General features: G+C 62.1%; 18 protein-coding genes. 16 read left to right on the top strand and 2 right to left on the bottom strand.

All coding sequences use genetic code 11. From position 1 onward, the window contains the following. Positions 1-76 precede the first annotated feature (76 nt). The 3 genes from topA (at position 77) to B6V73_RS14765 (ending at position 4,203) form a co-directional block, all read left to right on the top strand. Positions 77-2,680 carry a type I DNA topoisomerase gene (topA, locus tag B6V73_RS14775; RefSeq protein ID WP_088725617.1) on the top strand — a complete coding sequence of 868 codons (2,604 nt, stop codon included), beginning with the start codon at positions 77-79 and terminating at the stop codon, positions 2,678-2,680. 185 nt (positions 2,681-2,865) lie between these two features. Further along, positions 2,866-3,570, top strand: coding sequence for a CoA transferase subunit A (locus B6V73_RS14770; RefSeq protein WP_088720366.1), 705 nt, complete (start codon positions 2,866-2,868; stop codon positions 3,568-3,570). A gap of 3 nt (positions 3,571-3,573) precedes the next feature. Beyond that, positions 3,574-4,203, top strand: a complete 630-nt coding sequence (locus tag B6V73_RS14765; RefSeq protein ID WP_075775901.1) for a CoA transferase subunit B — start codon at positions 3,574-3,576, stop codon at positions 4,201-4,203. Positions 4,204-4,238: 35 nt separating this feature from the next. Here the strand turns inward: B6V73_RS14765 and B6V73_RS14760 are convergent, their stop codons facing one another. Then, positions 4,239-5,129 carry a lytic transglycosylase domain-containing protein gene (locus B6V73_RS14760; protein ID WP_075776018.1) on the bottom strand — a complete coding sequence of 297 codons (891 nt, stop codon included), beginning with the start codon at positions 5,127-5,129 and terminating at the stop codon, positions 4,239-4,241. Positions 5,130-5,485: 356 nt separating this feature from the next. Here B6V73_RS14760 and B6V73_RS14755 point away from each other — a divergent pair, with 356 nt between their 5' ends. The 13 genes from B6V73_RS14755 to B6V73_RS14695 all read left to right on the top strand — a co-directional run bounded on the left by B6V73_RS14755 (position 5,486) and on the right by B6V73_RS14695 (position 17,831). Next, a complete protein-coding gene (locus tag B6V73_RS14755; RefSeq protein ID WP_088725616.1) occupies positions 5,486-5,728 on the top strand; it encodes a hypothetical protein in 243 nt (80 codons plus the stop codon). Between the two features lie 206 nt (positions 5,729-5,934). After that, on the top strand, positions 5,935-6,162 hold the full coding sequence (locus B6V73_RS14750) for a hypothetical protein (protein WP_088725615.1): 228 nt from the start codon (positions 5,935-5,937) through the stop codon (positions 6,160-6,162). Between the two features lie 104 nt (positions 6,163-6,266). Next, on the top strand, positions 6,267-7,136 hold the full coding sequence (cpaB, locus tag B6V73_RS14745) for a Flp pilus assembly protein CpaB (RefSeq protein WP_088725614.1): 870 nt from the start codon (positions 6,267-6,269) through the stop codon (positions 7,134-7,136). A gap of 210 nt (positions 7,137-7,346) precedes the next feature. Continuing rightward, entirely contained in the window at positions 7,347-8,738 is a 1,392-nt protein-coding gene (locus tag B6V73_RS14740) for a type II and III secretion system protein family protein (protein ID WP_088720370.1), read from the top strand. 17 nt (positions 8,739-8,755) lie between these two features. Beyond that, a complete protein-coding gene (locus B6V73_RS14735) occupies positions 8,756-9,403 on the top strand; it encodes an OmpA family protein (protein ID WP_075776016.1) in 648 nt (215 codons plus the stop codon). Positions 9,404-9,665: 262 nt separating this feature from the next. Beyond that, positions 9,666-10,934 (top strand): AAA family ATPase, encoded by a 1,269-nt coding sequence (locus B6V73_RS14730; RefSeq protein ID WP_075775897.1) that lies wholly within the window; start codon positions 9,666-9,668, stop codon positions 10,932-10,934. Between the two features lie 19 nt (positions 10,935-10,953). Beyond that, the gene (locus B6V73_RS14725; RefSeq protein WP_075775896.1) at positions 10,954-12,411 is read left to right on the top strand and encodes a CpaF family protein; all 1,458 of its coding nucleotides are present in this window, start codon (positions 10,954-10,956) and stop codon (positions 12,409-12,411) included. Between the two features lie 12 nt (positions 12,412-12,423). Beyond that, positions 12,424-13,383 carry a type II secretion system F family protein gene (locus tag B6V73_RS14720; RefSeq protein ID WP_075775895.1) on the top strand — a complete coding sequence of 320 codons (960 nt, stop codon included), beginning with the start codon at positions 12,424-12,426 and terminating at the stop codon, positions 13,381-13,383. Positions 13,384-13,393: 10 nt separating this feature from the next. Continuing rightward, positions 13,394-14,401: a type II secretion system F family protein gene (locus tag B6V73_RS14715; RefSeq protein ID WP_075775894.1), complete on the top strand. Its 1,008-nt coding sequence runs from the start codon at positions 13,394-13,396 to the stop codon at positions 14,399-14,401. 4 nt (positions 14,402-14,405) lie between these two features. After that, positions 14,406-14,975 (top strand): tetratricopeptide repeat protein, encoded by a 570-nt coding sequence (locus B6V73_RS14710; RefSeq protein ID WP_088720374.1) that lies wholly within the window; start codon positions 14,406-14,408, stop codon positions 14,973-14,975. Positions 14,976-15,002: 27 nt separating this feature from the next. Further along, entirely contained in the window at positions 15,003-15,875 is an 873-nt protein-coding gene (locus B6V73_RS14705; protein ID WP_075775892.1) for a hypothetical protein, read from the top strand. A gap of 4 nt (positions 15,876-15,879) precedes the next feature. Then, positions 15,880-16,380, top strand: coding sequence for a prepilin peptidase (locus B6V73_RS14700; protein WP_088725613.1), 501 nt, complete (start codon positions 15,880-15,882; stop codon positions 16,378-16,380). Between the two features lie 140 nt (positions 16,381-16,520). Then, positions 16,521-17,831 carry an ATPase gene (locus tag B6V73_RS14695; protein ID WP_075775890.1) on the top strand — a complete coding sequence of 437 codons (1,311 nt, stop codon included), beginning with the start codon at positions 16,521-16,523 and terminating at the stop codon, positions 17,829-17,831. 5 nt (positions 17,832-17,836) lie between these two features. Here the strand turns inward: B6V73_RS14695 and B6V73_RS14690 are convergent, their stop codons facing one another. Further along, on the bottom strand, positions 17,837-18,691 hold the full coding sequence (locus B6V73_RS14690; RefSeq protein WP_088725612.1) for a LytTR family DNA-binding domain-containing protein: 855 nt from the start codon (positions 18,689-18,691) through the stop codon (positions 17,837-17,839). Between the last annotated feature and the right edge of the window lie 72 nt (positions 18,692-18,763).

The raw sequence follows: 18,763 nt of genomic DNA, 5'->3' as shown, positions 1-18,763 counted from the left end.
GGGTGCATTGACAATCCCCACCAAACCCCCACATGTTCCGCGCCCAGACCCTTTAGCGCTGAATAGTGAGGACCTTATGGCCGTTGTCGTCGTCGAATCCCCTGCCAAGGCCAAGACGATCAACAAGTATCTAGGGTCCGATTACACCGTTCTTGCCTCCTTCGGTCACGTCCGCGATCTGCCTCCGAAAGACGGTTCGGTCGATCCCGAGCACGATTTCGAGATGAAATGGGAAGTCGCTAGCGACTCGAAAAAGCACATCAAGGCGATCACCGACGCGCTGAAAGATGACGACACGCTGATCCTCGCAACCGACCCCGATCGCGAAGGCGAAGCCATCTCGTGGCACCTGCAGGAAGCGCTGGAGAAGAAGCTCAAGGGCAAGAACGTCTCCCGCGTCACCTTCAACGCGATCACCAAGACCGCAATCCAAGAAGCGATGAAGCATCCGCGCGATGTCGATGCCCCGCTGGTGGAGGCCTATCTCGCCCGCCGCGCACTCGATTACCTCGTGGGCTTCAACCTCTCGCCGGTTCTCTGGCGCAAGCTGCCTGGCGCGAAATCGGCGGGCCGTGTCCAGTCGGTTTGCCTGCGCCTCATCGTCGAGCGCGAGATGGAGATCGAAGCCTTCAAACCGCGTGAATACTGGACGGTGAAGGTGATCCTGACGACGCCGCGCGGTCAGGAATACGAAGCGCGCCTGTCGGTTCTCGGCGGCAAGAAGCTCGAGAAATATGACCTCGAGAACGAGACCGCAGCCGAGATGGCGGTGCAGGCGATCACCTCGCGCGATCTCAGTGTGACCTCGGTCGAGGCGAAGCCCGCCAACCGCAACCCCTACCCGCCCTTCATGACCTCGACGCTGCAGCAGGAAGCCAGCCGCAAGTTCGGCTTCGGTGCGCGCGCCACGATGTCGGCGGCGCAGCGTCTCTACGAGGCGGGGCACATCACCTATATGCGGACCGACGGCATCGACATGGCCCCCGAGGCGGTGATGCAGGCGCGCGATGCGATCAAGGACAAGTTCGGCGACAGCTACGTCCCGAAAAGCCCGCGCATGTACAAGAACAAGGCGAAGAACGCGCAGGAAGCGCACGAATGTATCCGCCCCACGGATATGTCGAAATCGCCCGACAAGCTGAAGCTCTCCGACGATCAGTGGAAGCTGTATGATCTGATCTGGAAACGCACGATCGCGTCGCAGATGGAAGCGGCCCGGTTCGAGCGGACGACCGTTCTCGTCGGCTCCGGCGACGAACAGGTAGAATTGCGCGCGACCGGCTCCGTCGTTGTGTTCGACGGCTTCCTGAAAGTCTACGATCAGGGCCGCGACGACGATGAGGGCGAGGACAGCAACCGTCTGCCGCAGATCCACGAGGGCGAAGAGGCGAAGAAGGGCGACATCACGCCCGAGCAGCACTTCACCCAACCGCCGCCGCGCTACACCGAGGCGACCTTGGTCAAGCGGATGGAAGAGCTCGGCATCGGGCGCCCCTCCACCTATGCCTCGATTGTCACGACGATTCAGGATCGCGGCTATGTCCGCAAGGACAAGAACCGCCTGATCCCGGAAGATACCGGGCGCTTGGTGACGGCCTTCCTGTCGAACTACTTCAAGCGCTACGTGGAATACGATTTCACCGCCGATCTGGAAGATCAGCTCGACGATATCTCCGCAGGCGATCGCGACTATAAGGAAGTGCTCAAGCGCTTCTGGCGTGATTTCTCGGCAGCTCTGGAAGAGACGTCGGAGCTGCGGATCTCGGAAGTGCTCGACAAGATCGACGAGGTTCTGGCGCCGCATCTCTATCCGCCGCGCCCCGACGGGTCGGACCCGCGCATCTGCCCGCTTTGCGGCAGTGGCAAGCTGCACCTGAAGACCGCGCGCTCCGGCGGGGCCTTCATCGGCTGCGGCAACTATCCCGAATGTCGTTTCACCCGGCCTCTGTCGGCGCCCGAGGGCGACGATGAGGTTCAGGCACTCGACGGCAAGGTGCTGGGCTATGACGAGGAGCAGGCGATCACGCTGCGTGTCGGACGTTTCGGCCCTTACGTCCAGAAGGGCGAGCCGACCGAGGATGTGCCGAAACCCCCTCGCGCTTCGCTGCCCAAGGGTTGGAAACCCGAAGAAATCGACCTCGAAAAGGCGCTGCTGCTCTTGAGTCTGCCGCGCGAGATCGGCCCGCACCCCGAGGACGGCGAGTTGGTCGAAGCCGGGATCGGCCGCTACGGGCCCTACGTCAAGAAAGGCCGCATCTACGCGAACCTGCCGGAAGTGGACGAGGTCTTCACCATCGGCATGAACCGCGCCGTGGAAGTGATCGCCCAGAAAGCCGCCAAGGGCGGGCGCGGTGCCGCCGCGAAACCGCTCAAGGAGTTGGGCGAACACCCCGAGGGCGGCCCGATCGCGGTCATGCCGGGGCGCTACGGTCCCTACGTCAAATGGGGCAAGATCAACGCGACCCTGCCGAAAGAGCTTGAACCGGAAGCCGTCACGCTTGAAGACGCGCTTCCGCTGATCGAGGCGAAGGCGGCCAAGAAGGGCGGCACGAAGAAGAAAGCCGCGCCTAAAAAAACGACCGCGAAGAAGTCCGCGGCCAAGAAACCGACCGCCAAGAAGACCGCCGCGAAGAAACCCGCGGCGAAAAAGACGGCGGCCAAGAAGACCGACGAGGAGTGAGGCGCCCGCGCCCACTTCGTCTTGATGAAAAAATCCCGGGGGAGCGCGACAGCGCGGGGGCAGAGCCCCCTCCCGGCGCGCTCGCGCGCGAAGTTGACCCCAACACACCACCCTCGCCGCATCGCAGCAATTGACTCCCCTCCGCCCCGGCGTCATCTTCACGCGCATATGAGCGGAGGATATCCATGAACAAGATTTACGGTTCCGCGAAGGAGGCTCTCGACGGGCTTCTCTTCGACGGAATGCTGATCGCGGCAGGCGGCTTCGGCCTCTGCGGCATCCCTGAAATGCTGATCGACGCGCTGGTCGAGAGCAAGGTCAAGGACATTACCGTCGCGTCGAACAATTGCGGCGTGGACGGGTTCGGCCTCGGCAAGCTGCTCGACACGAAGCAGATCAAGAAGATGATGTCGTCTTACGTGGGCGAGAACGCCGAGTTCATGCGCCAGTATCTGAGCGGCGAACTCGAGCTGGAATTCAACCCGCAGGGCACTCTGGCAGAGCGCATGCGCGCCGCCGGCCACGGCATCCCCGGCTTCTACACCAAGACCGGCTACGGCACCCAGATCGCCGAAGGCAAAGAGGTGAAGGTGTTCAACGGCGAGCACTACATCCTCGAAGAGGGCATCTTCGCTGACGTCTCCATTGTGAAGGCGTGGAAAGCGGATGAGACCGGCAACGCTGTGTTCCGCAAGACGGCCCGCAACTTCAACCCACCGGCGGCGATGTGCGGCAAGGTCTGCGTGATGGAAGTCGAAGAGATCGTGCCCGTGGGCTCGCTCGACCCTGACTGCATCCACCTGCCCGGCATCTACGTGCACCGCCTGATCCAGGGCGAACATGAGAAGCGCATCGAGAAAGTCACCACCCGCGAAAAGAAGGAGGCCTGACCCATGGCATGGGATAGAAATCAGATGGCCGCCCGCGCGGCGCAGGAGCTTGAAGACGGCACCTATGTGAACCTCGGCATCGGCATCCCGACGCTGGTCCCGAACTTCATCCCCGAGGGCGTGCACGTCACGCTGCAATCGGAGAACGGCATGCTGGGCATGGGCCCCTTCCCCTATGAGGGCGAAGAGGATCCCGACCTGATCAACGCTGGCAAGCAGACGATCACCGAACTGCCCAACACGGTCTATTTCGACAGCGCGATGAGCTTTGGGATGATCCGTGGCGGCAAGATCGCAATGGCGATCCTCGGCGCGATGGAAGTGGCCGAGAATGGCGATCTGGCGAACTGGATGATCCCCGGCAAGCTGGTGAAGGGCATGGGCGGCGCGATGGACCTGGTGGCGGGCGTGAAGCGAGTCATCGTCGTGATGGATCACACCAACAAGCATGGCGACAGCAAACTGCTGAAGGAATGCACCCTGCCGCTGACCGGCACCGGCGTCGTCAACCGCATCATCACCAATCTCGGTGTCCTCGATGTGGTCGAGGGCGGGCTGAAGATCGTCGAATGCGCCGAGGGCGTCACCGAGGACGAGATCCGCGAAGCGACCGAGGCGACGATCGTCAACTGATCGCCTCCATAGGTTAGTTACGGAAAGAGCGGCCTTCAGGGGCCGCTCTTTGCCATTTGGGTGACCCGGAAAACGCAACCGTCGCTCACCAGCTGCGGGCGCGTCGCACAGAGCCCCCGCGCCACGTTCCACGCCGCCAGCACCTTAGGCACGTAGTCGCGCGTCTCCGCATAGGGCGGCACGCCGTCATTGCGCTTCACCGCGTTCTCGCCCGCGTTGTAGGCGGCGATGACCATCAGCGGATCGCGGTCGAATTCCTTCATCAGCCAGTCGAGATAGCTCACCCCGCCCGCGATGTTCTGCGCCGGGTCCTTGCTGTCTTCGACGTCGAACCGCTCTGCGGTCGCTGGGATCAGCTGCATCAGCCCCACGGCCCCTGCATGGCTTTGCGCGTCATGCCGCCCGCCCGATTCCACCGCGATCATCGCCAGCACCAGCGCTGGCGAGACCTCGGTCCCGATGGTCGAACGCAGGATATCGGTGCCATGCGCCCGTGCGATCTTCGCCAGATCGTTGAGCCGCGGCTCGCGCACCCGCGTACCTTTCGGCCCTTGCGACAGAGCGGAAATCGCCTGATCGAACCGCCCCGCTCGCTCGCCCAGGCGCGGCGAGACCTTGTTCCAATACCACGCGTAATGCGCCGGCACGCGCGGCGTCGGCGTAGAGGCCGGAGCATCGCCCGTCGCGCTGTCGTCCGCGGGAGGCGCCGTTTCCGGCTCCCAGGGCTGCTTCGCCATCGCGGCAAGCTGGCGCTTCTGTTCCTCAGGGTCGATCTGGATGGTGATGAAGCGTTTGGTGCCCGGCGCGGGCGGTTTGACCGTCTTGGGCTTCACGCTCTTGAAGAGGGGGGCTGCGGGCTCGGCCCCCACGGGCGCGACCACGGCCACCATCGCACTGCAGAGAATCCCTGCGAAAACCTTGCGCATCTGCGCCACCTGCTCACTGCCTCGCGCGGCTCTCGAGGGCCGCTTTGGCCCGACTATCCCTGAAAACCCAGAAAAATTCCAGAAAATCCGCCCCTTTGAGTCCCGCGAATCGCGGTGTGATGACCGGAATCCTGACGCAAAATGCAAATGTTCCAAAAAATTTGGATTTTTATTTCATTATTTCACAATGGGTTAGATTGCGCGTCAGCCTGAATTTCCATTTTCGCGAAATCGCCTGCGATGCGCCCAAATCGCGCCACGTTCCGGAGGCCATATGTCCCCATACCGCGAGACGGAAACCGGCACGGACGCCAACCGGGACCGCGGGGCAGAGACAAAACCTTAGGAGAGACACCATGATGAAATTCTTCAAACTCAAGAAGTTCCACGACGAAGAAGACGGCGCTGTGACCGTTGACTGGGTTGTGCTGACCGCTGCCGTCGTCGGCCTCGGCGCCGCCGCGCTGGCCCTGGTCCGCACCCAGACCGCTGGTCTGTCGGGCAAGATCGCAAGCTACCTCGACGGCGCAGAAGTGACCGAGGCCTTCACCGCTGACGAAGTCACCGCTGGTCAAGCTGACGGCTACCTGCCGCAGTAATTTCCGGCTCAGTCGGAAGATGCAGAGACCGCCCCTTCCCGGGCGGTCTCATCATTTCAAATCGCGGGCTCATGCAATCTGAACTAACGCGTCGCGCACAGCAGGCGCGCCAGGTTGCAGAAAATACCCCGCGACCGCCCAATTTCCGCCACTCCCTCCCGCCAAGTTTTCACCAAAGGTCCCGTTGAGAAAGTCGAGACACAGAAATGAACAAACTGATTTTCAATTTGAAGAAAGTACTTCGTGGGGAAGATGGCGCCGTAACGGTCGATTGGGTCGTGCTCACGGCATCGCTGGTCGCTTTGGGTTTCATGGCGACTGCCATGATCTGGACCCAGACCGCCGGCACTTCTGGCAAGATCGCAAAATATATCGACAAGCAGGAAGTTACCCCTGCCTTCACGGCCGACGAACTCGCCGACGACGAGGGCTGATACTCACCAGTGCTGCGGATGCGCCAAGTTTTCGCCACTTTGATCTGTAATAAGCGGCTCTATTCACAGGATTGTCGCCGATCAGACAACAGAAGGAAGAAGCGATGCGACTGATTTTTGTTCTTTTCCTCGTGGCCGGTGTCGGCCTCGCTGGTGTCGCCGTGATGATGGCGCAGGGACAGATCGCGCAGTTCCAGGCGGAACGCGATCAATTGGCCGAGATGCAGAAGAATGCCCCCAAGCTCGCCGATGTCGTCGTCGCGCGGAAACCGCTCAAATACGGCGAGCATTTCGGCCCGGAAGATCTCGCCGTGATCAAGGTGCAGGCAAATGCCGTGCCGAAATATGCTTTCGACAGGATCTCCGCAAAACCCGGCACCGAAGAGGCCAAGAAGGCTGTCTTCCTTGAAGGCGAAACGCGCAAGCGCGCCTCCATGCGTGAGATTTCGCCGCGAGAAGTCATTCTGGCGTCGCGTGTCACCCAACCGGGCGAGAACGCGGGCATCATGGCGAGCCTTCCTGACGGACGCCGCGCGTTCACGATCCAAGTTTCGTCAACTTCTGCAGTTTCGGGCTTCCTGCGTCCGGGAGATTTTGTCGATGTCTACTGGTCCGGCTCAATCAACGGGGAACCCGTCACGAAGCTGATCGACAGCAACCTGAAACTGATCGCGATCGACCAGAGCACCGATCCCGACCGCACCAGCGCGACCCAGATCGCGCGCTCGGTCACGGCAGAAGTCAGCCCCGAGCAGGTCGCGGCCCTGACGCTCGCACAGAACACCGGTCGCCTGACCCTTTCGCTCGTCGGTTTGGAGAACAGCGCGCAACTCGGCCAGATCGAAATCAACCGCGATGAGCTGCTTGGCATCAAGAAAGAAGAAGTCAAACAGGTCGAAAAAGCGCAGGTTTGCACGATCAAGACCCGCAAGGGCACGGAAGTCATCGAGACGCCGATCCCCTGCACGAATTAAATAAATGACAAATATCAGTCGCTTGCGCGGGGCTCTACGGGGCCCCGCTTTCATATGTGACACGTTTTCCACATCAAGAACGACGCTCAATCCATTGATTCTTGCAAAAAAACAGGTCTTGCCGCATTCTTTCCCGCAATAATGGACCATAACAGTCCCTAAGCAGGCAGAAGATTTGCGAGTGGCGTGATCGGAGAGGCAGGGTCACAGATGAAATTTAGAACTTTGATGCAGGCCTGCCTATGTGGCATGGCGTTGAGCATCGCGGCGATGGGCCCGGTGCAGGCAGACACGTTGCGGATCATGTCCGGCGCCACTCAAGCGCCGCTGACCGTTCCGCTCAACCGTGCGGTGGTCGTGGAAAGCGACACGCCGTTCTCGGAACTCTCGATCGCCAACCCTGGCATCGCGGACATCCAGACCCTTTCGGACCGCTCGATCTATGTGCTCGGCAAGGTTCCGGGCCGGACGACACTGACGATCCTCGGCGCTGACGGCAAGCTGATCTCCAATGTCGACGTTCAGGTGACCCCGGACCTCGCGGAGTTCAAGGAACGCCTCAAGCAGATTCTGCCCGGCGAAAACATCCAGGTCCGCACCGCGAATGACGGTATCGTGCTGTCGGGCACTGTTTCCTCGGCACAGAAACTCAGCCGCGCGTTGGAACTGGCCAATCGCTACGCGCCCGACCGGGTGTCGAACCTGATGATGGTGGGCGGTACGCAGCAGGTGATGCTGAAAGTGCGCTTCGCAGAGATGCAGCGCTCGGTCGCGAAAAGCCTCAGCTCCTCGATCAATGCCAGCCTCGGTCCGAACGGAGGCTTGGGCGCGGGGGCTGGCTTCGGGGGCACCACAACGACCGCCTCGAACGCTGCCTCGCAGAGCTACGAGAACGGGATCGGCATCGGCCTGACCCGGGGGACCTTCCAGCTGGGCGTTCTCATTCAGGCGCTTGAGAACAAAGGCGTGGTTCGCACCCTTGCGGAACCCAACCTCACCGCGCTTTCCGGTCAGTCCGCGGATTTCCTCGCCGGTGGCGAATACCCGATCCCGGTGCTCAACAACGGTGACGTCTCGATCCAGTACAAGCCCTTCGGCGTCGAGATGTCCTTCACCCCGCGCGTCGTCGATGGTGACGTTATCAACCTCGAAATCGCCGCCTCTGTCTCCTCGATCGACACGGCGAACGGTTACACGAGCGGGACCTTCAACGTCAGCGCCTTCAAGAAGCGCTCGACCTCGACCACCGTCGAGATGCGCGACGGCGAGAGTTTCGCGATCGCGGGTCTGCTGCAGGACGACTTCAACGATTCCGTGGGGCAGATCCCGTGGCTCGGCGATGTGCCGGTGCTCGGCGCGCTGTTCCGTTCGACCGAGTTCGAACGCAAGCAGTCCGAACTGGTGATCATCGTCACGCCGCATCTGGTCTCGCCCGTGAAGGGCGACACGCTGGTGCTGCCGACGGATCGCCTGAAGCCGCCAACCGAGTCCGAGCTGTTCCTCAACGGCAGAACCTCGGGCGGTCGAGCACCGCAGAAGGGTCCTGCCGCGGAAGTCGCCAAGCAGGACTTCTCCGGGTCCTATGGCTATGTGATGGAGTGAGCGAGATGGCTGGGAACATGAAACTGCGCACCCTCGCGATCACCGTCGGAACCGTGGCTCTGCTGGCGGGCTGTTCCGAAGGCACCAAGGTCTTCAACTCCGAGGTCGGCTCGACCACGGAAGGCTCCCTCGGATTCGGCTCCGCGATCGCGCAGAACCAGGCGATGATGAGCGGCAATCAAAGCTACGTCATCAACATGACGCGCAAATTCGCCGCCGACGTGCCGAACACGGTGCATTTCGCCTTCAACTCCTCGGTGCTCGATGCGCAGGCGCGCAATGCGCTGCTGATGCAGGCGAACTGGATCCGGCAGAACCCGGAAGTACGCTTCCGGGTCTATGGGCATACCGACCTCGTAGGCTCCGACGCCTATAACAAGGCCTTGGGGATGCGGCGCGCCCGCGCGGTGGTGAATTTCCTCGTGTCGCAAGGCATCTCCCGCGCGCGGCTGGAGGCGGTCGTTTCCTTCGGCGAAACGCATCCGCTTGTCTACACGCAGGCTCCGAACGCGCAGAATCGCCGCACCGTCACCGAGGTCTCCGGTTTCGTGACCAAGGGCCGGCCTATGCTGCTCGACGGAAAATACGCGGCGGTAATCTATCGCGACTATATCGCCTCGGCGACAGCCGGCGGCGGCAACAACAATAGCGGCGGCGGCAACTAAGCCACTGAATTCGCTAACCTTGTCGCAACATCGCGGCAAAGGAGACCCAAAGACGGCGGGCGCTTTCAACAAAGCCCGCCGTTTTTCTTTATCGTCTCTCAATATCCCACAATTGAAACAGTCTGGCCCCAATGTCGCCCAGATTAGAAACGAGATTGAGCCTCGACGGAATAGGCGCGTCCAGCGAGTCGCGTCCGGTCCGCGGCGTATGAACAGAGTTAACCGAACCGCGCCACGGGTCACGAAAAAGAGGACAGAGGCAATGACTGCAGCAGCTATCATGACTTCGGAGCCGGCCCCGATCCAGGCGTGCACCGTGTCCCGCGATGTGTCGAATTTCGATCTGCTGATCGAGGATATGGAAACCGAGCTCGGCGAAAGCTGGGGCGATCTGACCTTCGATGAAGCGGTCATCTTCCTCGGCCAGCCCGACGCGGAACAGCTCGAGTTCATCGCGATCGCCGTGAATGGCGAAGACGAGGACGAGCTGACCAAGATTTCCGGCATCATCACCGAGGCGAAGGACCGCAACATCCGCGTCATCCTGATTGCCGATGAGGTCAGCCCGATCGCGCTGCATCAACTGTTGCGGCTCGGCGCGGATGATTTCGTCCCCTACCCGCTTCCCGAAGGCGCGCTGCACGACGCGATCGAGCGTCTTGGCCAAGCCGCCCCGCCGGTCGAAGCCGCGCCCCCCGTCCACGCGCCGACCTTTGCGGCGACCGGCAACCACGATGGTGTCGTCCTCCCGGTTCACGGCCTGTCCGGTGGCGTCGGTGCAAGCACCTTCGCGGTGAACCTCGCCTGGGAAATGGCGACGATCCACGACGGTAAAAAGAAGAAGAAAGCCCCGTCGACCTCGCCGAAAGTCTGCCTGCTCGATCTCGACCTGCAATTCGGCGCCGCCGCGACCTATCTCGACCTGCCGCGCCGCGAGGTGATCTACGAAATGCTCGCCGATACCGAGCATATGGACAAAGAGACCTTCCGACAGGCGATGCTCAGCTTCAACGACAAGCTCGACGTGCTGACCGCGCCGACCGACATGCTGCCGCTGGACCTTCTGAGCGGCGACGATCTGGAGCGCCTGATCGACATGGCGCGGGCACATTACGATTTCGTCGTGATCGACATGCCCTCGACCGTGGTCAGCTGGACCGAGACGGTACTGAACAAGGCCCATCTCTACTTCGCGCTGATCGAGCTGGACATGCGCTCGGCCCAGAACGTGCTGCGGATGCAGCGGGCGCTGAAGTCCGAGGGGCTGCCGACCGAGAAGCTGCGTTACGTGCTAAATCGCGCGCCGAAATTCACCGATCTCAACGGCAAGGCCCGCGTGAAGCGACTGGCCGAGAGCCTCGATATCTCGCTCGAGCTGCTGATGAGCGATGGCGGCAAGCAGATCACTCAGGCCAACGATCACGGGCTGCCACTGGCGCTCTCGGCACCGAAAGTGCCGCTACGCAAGGAATTCCAGAAGCTCGCAGGCTCGCTGGTGGAGCTGAACGAAGCCGTCGAAGCAGCCGCCTGACCCGAAAGGACACGTCCAGATGTTTTCGCGCTACAAGAAAGACGGGGCAAAGCCCACCAACGGCAAGGCCGCCCCCCCGCCGCCCGTGCCCGGTGCCGCCAAGCCGCCGCCGATCGACGCTGCGCCGAAGACGCAGGTGGTCCATCGCAAGATGGGCCCAGCGAAGGTTGCTGCCGACCCGGTGGCCGTCGACAAGGAAAAGAAACGCAAACAGCGCCTTCAGGAACTCAAGGTGGAGCTGCACAAGCGGCTGCTGGAGAACCTGAACCTCGCCGCACTTGAGCACGCCTCCGAACGCGAGCTGCGCGCCGAGATCGCCGACATCACCGCCGAGGCGATGACCGAGCTTTCGGTCGCGCTGAACGCGCAGGACCGCCAGGCGCTGCAACAAGAGCTTTACGATGAGGTCATGGGGCTCGGCCCGCTCGAGCCGCTTCTGAAGGACGACACCGTCAACGATATTCTCGTGAACGGCCCGCAGCAGATCTTCATCGAGCGCAATGGCAAGCTCGAACTGAGCGACATCACCTTCAAGGACGAACGCCACCTGCTGCGCATCATCGACAAGATCGTGTCGGCCGTGGGCCGTCGCGTCGATGAATCGAACCCTTATGTGGACGCGCGTCTCGCCGATGGCTCGCGCTTCAACGCGATGGTGCCGCCGATCGCGGTGGACGGCTCGCTCGTCTCCATTCGTAAGTTCAAGAAGGACAAGCTGGGGATTGACGATCTCGTCAGTTACGGCGCCTTCACCGAGGAAATCGCGGCCTATCTGCAAGCCGCCGTCGCGACCCGTCTCAACGTGATCGTCTCGGGCGGGACGGGTTCAGGTAAAACGACGACCCTGAACGCGCTTTCCTCATTCATCGACAACTCCGAGCGCATCCTGACGATCGAGGATACGGCGGAACTTCAGCTGCAACAGACCCATGTGGGCCGGATGGAAAGCCGCCCGCCGAACGTCGAAGGCAAGGGTGCGGTCACCCAGCGCGACTGTCTCAGGAACGCGCTGCGGATGCGTCCCGACCGGATCATCGTCGGCGAAACGCGCGGCGAGGAAGTCATCGACATGCTGCAGGCCATGAACACGGGCCACGACGGCTCGATGACCACAATTCACGCGAACTCCGCCCGCGATGGCGTGGCGCGTCTGGAGAACATGATCTCGATGTCGGGCATCGAGATGCCGATGAAGGCGATGCGCAGCCAGATCGCTTCGGCTGTGAACCTGATCGTGCAGGCCTCGCGTCTGCAGGACGGCTCGCGCCGCATGGTTTCGGTCACCGAAATCACCGGCATGGAAGGCGACGTGATCTCGATGCAGGAAGTCTTCCGCTACGAGCGTCTCGGGCTTGCCCCCGACGGCAAGATCATCGGCCGCTTCACCGCGACCGGCGTGCGCTCTCATTATTCCGATCGGTTCCGGCAATGGGGCTACGACCTGCCGGCGTCGATCTACGAACCCGTGCAGGACTAAGGACACTCCGTCATGGCGACCCCCATTATCTACCTGCTGATCTTCGTCGCGGTTCTGCTGCTCGTCGAAGGCGTCTACCTGCTGGTCTTCGGCAAATCGATCTCGCTCAACAAGCGGGTCAATCGCCGCCTCGAGATGCTCAACAAGGGCGAACGGCGCGAAGAGGTGCTGGAGCGTCTGCGCAAGGAAGCGTCGCAGCATAGCGACGCGCGCTCGATCCCGCTCTATTCGCTGCTGGCAGACAAGGCGCAGAAGGGCAACATCGCGTTCTCGCCGATGGCGCTGATCGGCATCATGGCCTTCGCCTGCTTCGCCGCTTTCATGGCACTCACGCTGAGCTCGGATGCCGGCATTTTCATCCGCATCTTCCTCGCGCTGTTCATGGGCGTAGGCGGCGTTTATTTCTGGGTCAACTCGAAGGCCAAGAAACGCATGGCCCTGATGGAGGAGCAGCTACCCGACGCGGTGGAACTGATGGTGCGCTCGCTTCGCGTCGGCCACCCCCTGCCCTCCGCGATCCAGGCGGTCGCGCGCGAGATCCCCGATCCGCTGGGCACCGAATTCGGCATCATCGCCGACGAGGCGGCCTACGGTCGCAACGTGGCCGAGGCGATCTCGGAAATGGCTGAACGGCTCGACATGCAGGATCTGCGCTTCCTCGCGGTCGCCGTGTCGATCCAGCAGACCTCGGGCGGGAACCTCGCAGAGGTTCTCGACGGTCTGTCCAAGGTGATCCGCTCACGCTTCCGGCTGTTCCGCAGGGTGAAAGCGATTACCGCGGAGCCGCGCTGGTCGGGCATCTTCCTCTCGGCCTTCCCCGTCGTGGTGATGGTGATCATTCAGGTCGTCTCGCCCGACTATTACGACGAGGTCAAAACGACCGCGGCCTTCATTCCGGCCGCGATCGTGGTGTTCCTGCTGCTCGGCGCCAACGTGATCTTCATGAAGGTCATGACAACCATCAAGGTCTGAGGAGAGCCCAATGGATTTCGCTGCCATCAACCAGATGCTGATCGATGCGCTCGGGCCGATGGGTCCGATGATGGCGCTCGCAGGTCTTGGCGGGCTTCTCGTGCTCGCTGCGGTCCCCGCGCTCCTGAAGAAGCGCGAAGACCCCTTTGACAAGATCCGTGGCAATGCCCCGCGCCCGCCGCGTCAGGCACCCAGCACGAACAACGACAGCCCCAGTCAGAAGCTGCGCGACACGCAGAACGACAAACTGCAGAAATACGCGGCCTTCCTCGAACCGCAAAATGCCGAGGAACTGTCGGAGTCACGCAAATGGCTGCAATCGGCCGGCTATCGCGGTCCGAATGCAGTGCGCACCTTCCACGCGGTTCAGTTCGCGGCTGGCATCGGCCTGCTCGCGCTCGGCTCGCTCTATGTCGTGCTCTACAACTCCAGCGCGCCCGAAGGGCAGGCGATGGGGATGCTGGGCACCGTGCTCTGGGTGCTCGGGCCCGGCGGCGTGGGCTATTACGGCCCGAAATACTGGGTGAACAAGCGCGTGGCAGCGCGCACCGACGAGATGCAGAACGGCTTCCCCGATGCACTCGACATGCTCCTCGTCTGCGTCGAGGCGGGCCAGTCCCTCGATCAGGGGATCATCCGCGTCTCGAAAGAGCTGAACAAATCCTACCCGGCACTGTCGGAAGAATTCGCGATGGTCGCGCACGAGATCAAGGCCGGTCTCGACAAGGCGACCGTGCTGCGCAATTTCGGCGAACGCTCGGGCGTGCCGGATATCGCGAGTTTTGTGACCGTGATGATTCAGTCGCAGCAATTCGGCACCTCGATCGCAGAGGCCCTGCGCCTCTATGCCGCCGACATGCGCGACAAGCGGATCATGCGCGCCGAGGAAGCCGCCAACAAGATCCCGACCAAGATGACGCTGGGCACGATGATGTTCACCGTGCCGCCGCTTCTGATCATTCTTGTTGGCCCGTCGATCCATGATATGCTTGAGAACTTCAAGAATATGGGCATTTGACGGCATGATCCCAAAGCGCCGCGGCCTGATACTGGCCGCGCTGACAGTAACCGCACTGGCCGCCTGTAACCCGGGCGGCCTTTCGGCTGAGAAACGGGGCGCTTTCGCCCCCGGCACCAAACCCGGAGCGGAGGCGGTCGACGGGCTTCTGGTCGGCCACCGGCTGATGGAAGCGGGTGAATACGAGCTTGCCCTGAAAGCCTATTACCGCGCGGCAGGCCAGCATGGCGCCACGGCGGAAATCCTCTCGGGCGTGGGCTCGGCCGACCTGAAGCTCGGGCGTCTCAACCAGGCGGAACAGATGCTGCGCCGGGCGACCGAAGCCGATCGGACCTTCGTGCCGGCGTGGAACAACCTCGGCGTCGTTCTGATGGAGCGCGGCAAATACGCCGAAGCCGCCCGCGTCTTCAAACTGGCCTTCGCGCTGGACAGTGGCCAATCGGACGCGATCAAGCAAAACCTCACGCGGGCGCTCGCAAAAATCGAGGAGCCGGGTTACGCTGCGCCACAGGACAAGCAGTTCACGCTCGTCAGGAAAGGGGTCGGTGACTACCTGCTGCTGACGAAGCACTGAGGCTCGAGCAAAAAGGACGCAGGTAACATGCGCCACCCGATCTTTCTGGCAGCCTTGGCTGGCTGTGCGATGACTCTCTCTGGCTGTATGGGCAATAACAGCGACGCCGAAGTCGCGCGCGCGATGAAAAGCGTGAATGCCGTCGACGAGACCAACCTCACCGACATCATGCTGACGGTCGCCGACCCGAACGAGGCCGTTACCTATTTCACCCGGCTGTCCAACGACCACCCCGACCGGATCGACGCCAAGCGCGGCCTCGCGAAATCGCTCGTGCGCGCTCAGAAGCCGGTGCAGGCCGTGAAGGTCTGGCAGGAGGTCATCGCCATGCCGGGCGCGACCAATGACGACCGCGTGTCGATGGCCGAGGCGCAGATCCGCTCCAATGACTGGTCCGGAGCGAAGGCGACGCTGGACACCGTGCCGCCGACCCACGAGACCTACGACCGCTACCGGCTTGAGGCGATGGTCGCCGATAGCGAGAAAAAGTGGAAGAAGGCCGACAGCTTCTACGAGACCGCGGCGGGCCTGACCACGAAGCCCGCGGGCATCTACAACAACTGGGGCTTTTCCAAGCTCAGCCGCGGCGATGCGGCGGGGGCCGAGAAACTGTTCAAGGAAGCGCTCACCTACGACCCGACGCGCTTCACCACGAAGAACAACCTCGTACTCGCCCGTGCGAGCCAGGGCAAATACGACCTGCCCGTGATCGACATGACCCAGACCGAGAGGGCGCAATTGCTCTATACGGCGGGTCTCGCGGCGGTGAAGCGCGGCGACGTCAATATCGGCAAGACGCTTCTGCAAGACGCGATCGACACCAATCCGCAATATTTCGCGGAGGCCGACCGGGCGCTGAAGGCGCTCGATCAGGGATCCTCGAGCGCGCTGAAGGGCTGACGGAATGCTCGGTCTTGCTCCGCCTCTGTCGGCGCTGATCTTTCTGGTGCTGATTACCCCGGTTTGCGCCTGGGTGGTCTTTACCGACCTCAAATACATGAAGATCCGCAACAAGGCGGTACTGGCGCTGCTGTTGATCTTTGCGGTGGCGGGGCCGCTCCTGCTGCCGCTCGACGTCTATGGATGGCGTTGGACCCATGCGCTCGTCGTCTTCGCGATCGGCTATGTCCTGAACCAGATCGCGCATTTCGGCGCGGGAGACGCGAAATTCGCCGCCGGCGCCGCGCCATTCTTCTCGCATGACCTGTTCGACGTGCAACTGACGATGTTCCTGCTCTGCGCCTTCCTGTTGGCCGCCTTCGCTGCGCATCGCATCTTTCGTGCAATCCCTGCAGTGGTGAACGCGACCCCCGACTGGGTCAGCTGGAAGCGCAAGGACTTCCCGATGGGCTTGGCGCTGGTCGGCACGCTCTGGGCGTACCTGCTGCTCGCGGCCCTTGGCTGATTGTTCGGCCCGCCGACCAGGTATCGCGACGATTACCCTGTTTTTCCAACTTTTGGCCACAATCGCCAGCAAGATTGGCCCGGACCGATCTTCGCCCCGTTTTTGATCAGACGGGACGTATAGCCGAGAGGATGCGCCAGATGAACATGATGACCGCGAATGTCATCGCCCCTGTCCCGCCGCGCGCGCTGGAGGAAACGGGGCTAAATGTCGTGGTGATGCGCGACATTCTCCTGAAGACGATGTTCCGCACCAATACGGACACGGCCTCCGCGCTGTCGAAGCTGGTCTGCCTGCCGATTACCATGGTGCAGGAATTGATCGACATGTGCCGCAAGCACGGTCTGCTGGAGGCGATGGGCACGCTGCACGCCAATTCCGGCGGCGAGATGGGATTCCAGCTGTCCGATAGCGGCAAGGCGCGCGCGCTCGATGCGCTCGCACAGTCGGAATATTACGGCGCGATGCCTGTCCCGCTGACGATCTATCGCGAGCAGGTGAAGCGCCAGTCGATCCGCAACATCCAGCTGACCCGCCAGCAGCTTCTGGGCGCGATGGGCCACCTGATCCTGCCGCCCGACCTGATCGGCCAGCTTGGTCCGGCGGTCTCCTCGGGGCGCTCGATCCTGATGTACGGTCCGCCCGGCAATGGGAAATCCTCGATCTCGAACGGTATACGCGACGCGATCGGCGACAATATCTTCATCCCCCGCGCCGTCGAATATGCCGGTCAGATCATCACCGTCTACGACCCTATCGTACACACCCCCGTCCCCGTCGAGGAGGACGATCCCACCGCCCTGCGCAAGCGCGGGATGCAGTTCGATCAGCGCTACGTCTATTGCGAGCGCCCGACCGTGATTACCGGTGGTGAACTGTCGCTCGACATGCTCGATCTGAAATACAACGCGACCGCGCGCACCTATACCGCGCCGCTGCAGTTCAAATCGGCGGGCGGCGTCTTCATCGTGGACGACCTTGGCCGTCAGGCAGAGCCGCCGCAGAAGCTGGTGAACCGCTGGATCGTGCCGCTGGAAGAGAACCGCGATATCCTCTCGCTTCAGTCGGGCGAGAAGTTCGAGGTGCCCTTCGACACGCTGGTGATCTTCTCGACCAACTTCCACCCGAACGATATCTTCGACAAGGCGGCACTGCGTCGTATCTTCTTCAAGATCAAGATCGACGGGCCGAACCAATCCGACTATCTCAAGATCTTCCAGATGGTGGCGAAGAAGCGGCAGATGCCACTGGATGAGAAAGCGCTGCTGCACCTGCTCAAGGTGAAATATCCCACCATCGACAATGTCTACGCCAATTATCAGCCGATCTTCCTGATCGACCAGATGATCTCGATCTGCGAATTCGAGGGCATCCCCTATCAGATGACACCGGAGCTGGTGGATCGCGCCTGGGACAACATGTTCGTGAAAGACGAGGTGATCGTCCACTGACGGCGCTACTGCGCGGCCAGCCGCTCCGCTCCGGAAGGCGGGAAGCCCGCAGCCTCGACGCGCGGCTGGTAGGTGCGCGAGACAGGCACCTCTTCGCCGTCGGACATCTCCAGAAAGACCCGCCCCTTCTCCTTGCGCATCGCGCGCACCGCTTCGCGCGACACCCAATGCGAGCGATGGACCTGCAGGCCTGGCGCGCCCTCGGTCTCGGCGATCGCATCGGCAAGCCGGATCAGCAGACTGGTCTGCCCGGCCTCGGTGACCACGTCGACGTAGTGGTCATTCACCGCAAGCCGGATCAACGGCGCGCGCAAGTCCGGCTCGAGCCGATAGAGCAGACGTGGCGCGGGCCGTGTCGGAGCTTCCTCGGCCGACGGATCGGCCCCGCTCGGCGCTTCTGTCGGATAAGCAGCGGCATGGATCTCACGCGACCGCGTCCGGCGCCCCTGCTCGGGCGCCATCCAGTGCCGCAGGATTGATCCCGCCATCGAGAGGCCAAAGATATATGCGGCCATGTGGAATATCTCGAACCCGCCGAAATTCGGCTTCTCCGCAAGCAGCAGGACGAGCAGGTAAAGCGGCGCGGTCAGCACGAGAGCCGAGAGACCCGCGAGGGTCGGAGCCTCGTATCGGAAACAGCGTAAACCCAACTTGCGCCGCACGAAAATGCGGATTGCCGCGCCTATCAGAATGCCCACGGCGATACTGGTCGGCCAGAAAACCAAGCGTGCGCCGAAGGACATGGATTCGAGGGAGTTGAACGGACCGGCGGCGACGCCGAAAAGCGATGCGACGATCCAGATCACCGGCAGAGCCGGAATCTTCAACGCCCGCCAATATGTCTTCCAGAATCCTGCCATAGCCGCCACGCCTCAATTGACGCTTGGGTAACGCAAGCATCACAGGTCCGACAACGGCAAAGGCCGTTTTCT

This window comes from Thioclava sp. JM3, assembly GCF_002213185.1.
GTDB lineage: Bacteria > Pseudomonadota > Alphaproteobacteria > Rhodobacterales > Rhodobacteraceae > Thioclava > Thioclava nitratireducens.
Note: the sequence above shows the minus strand (reverse complement) of the source record. Positions and strands in the feature narration are given on the sequence as shown.

Coding starts and splice junctions, on each gene's coding strand:
- B6V73_RS14695 (WP_075775890.1), top strand. CDS start 16,521: ATGAACATGATGACCGCGAATGTCATCGCCCCTGTCCCGCCGCGCGCG.
- B6V73_RS14690 (WP_088725612.1), bottom strand. CDS start 18,691: ATGGCAGGATTCTGGAAGACATATTGGCGGGCGTTGAAGATTCCGGCT.
- cpaB (WP_088725614.1), top strand. CDS start 6,267: ATGCGACTGATTTTTGTTCTTTTCCTCGTGGCCGGTGTCGGCCTCGCT.
- B6V73_RS14760 (WP_075776018.1), bottom strand. CDS start 5,129: ATGCGCAAGGTTTTCGCAGGGATTCTCTGCAGTGCGATGGTGGCCGTG.
- B6V73_RS14740 (WP_088720370.1), top strand. CDS start 7,347: ATGAAATTTAGAACTTTGATGCAGGCCTGCCTATGTGGCATGGCGTTG.
- B6V73_RS14710 (WP_088720374.1), top strand. CDS start 14,406: ATGATCCCAAAGCGCCGCGGCCTGATACTGGCCGCGCTGACAGTAACC.
- B6V73_RS14750 (WP_088725615.1), top strand. CDS start 5,935: ATGAACAAACTGATTTTCAATTTGAAGAAAGTACTTCGTGGGGAAGAT.
- B6V73_RS14720 (WP_075775895.1), top strand. CDS start 12,424: ATGGCGACCCCCATTATCTACCTGCTGATCTTCGTCGCGGTTCTGCTG.
- B6V73_RS14715 (WP_075775894.1), top strand. CDS start 13,394: ATGGATTTCGCTGCCATCAACCAGATGCTGATCGATGCGCTCGGGCCG.
- B6V73_RS14755 (WP_088725616.1), top strand. CDS start 5,486: ATGATGAAATTCTTCAAACTCAAGAAGTTCCACGACGAAGAAGACGGC.
- B6V73_RS14765 (WP_075775901.1), top strand. CDS start 3,574: ATGGCATGGGATAGAAATCAGATGGCCGCCCGCGCGGCGCAGGAGCTT.
- B6V73_RS14730 (WP_075775897.1), top strand. CDS start 9,666: ATGACTGCAGCAGCTATCATGACTTCGGAGCCGGCCCCGATCCAGGCG.
- B6V73_RS14735 (WP_075776016.1), top strand. CDS start 8,756: ATGAAACTGCGCACCCTCGCGATCACCGTCGGAACCGTGGCTCTGCTG.
- B6V73_RS14705 (WP_075775892.1), top strand. CDS start 15,003: ATGCGCCACCCGATCTTTCTGGCAGCCTTGGCTGGCTGTGCGATGACT.
- topA (WP_088725617.1), top strand. CDS start 77: ATGGCCGTTGTCGTCGTCGAATCCCCTGCCAAGGCCAAGACGATCAAC.
- B6V73_RS14770 (WP_088720366.1), top strand. CDS start 2,866: ATGAACAAGATTTACGGTTCCGCGAAGGAGGCTCTCGACGGGCTTCTC.
- B6V73_RS14700 (WP_088725613.1), top strand. CDS start 15,880: ATGCTCGGTCTTGCTCCGCCTCTGTCGGCGCTGATCTTTCTGGTGCTG.
- B6V73_RS14725 (WP_075775896.1), top strand. CDS start 10,954: ATGTTTTCGCGCTACAAGAAAGACGGGGCAAAGCCCACCAACGGCAAG.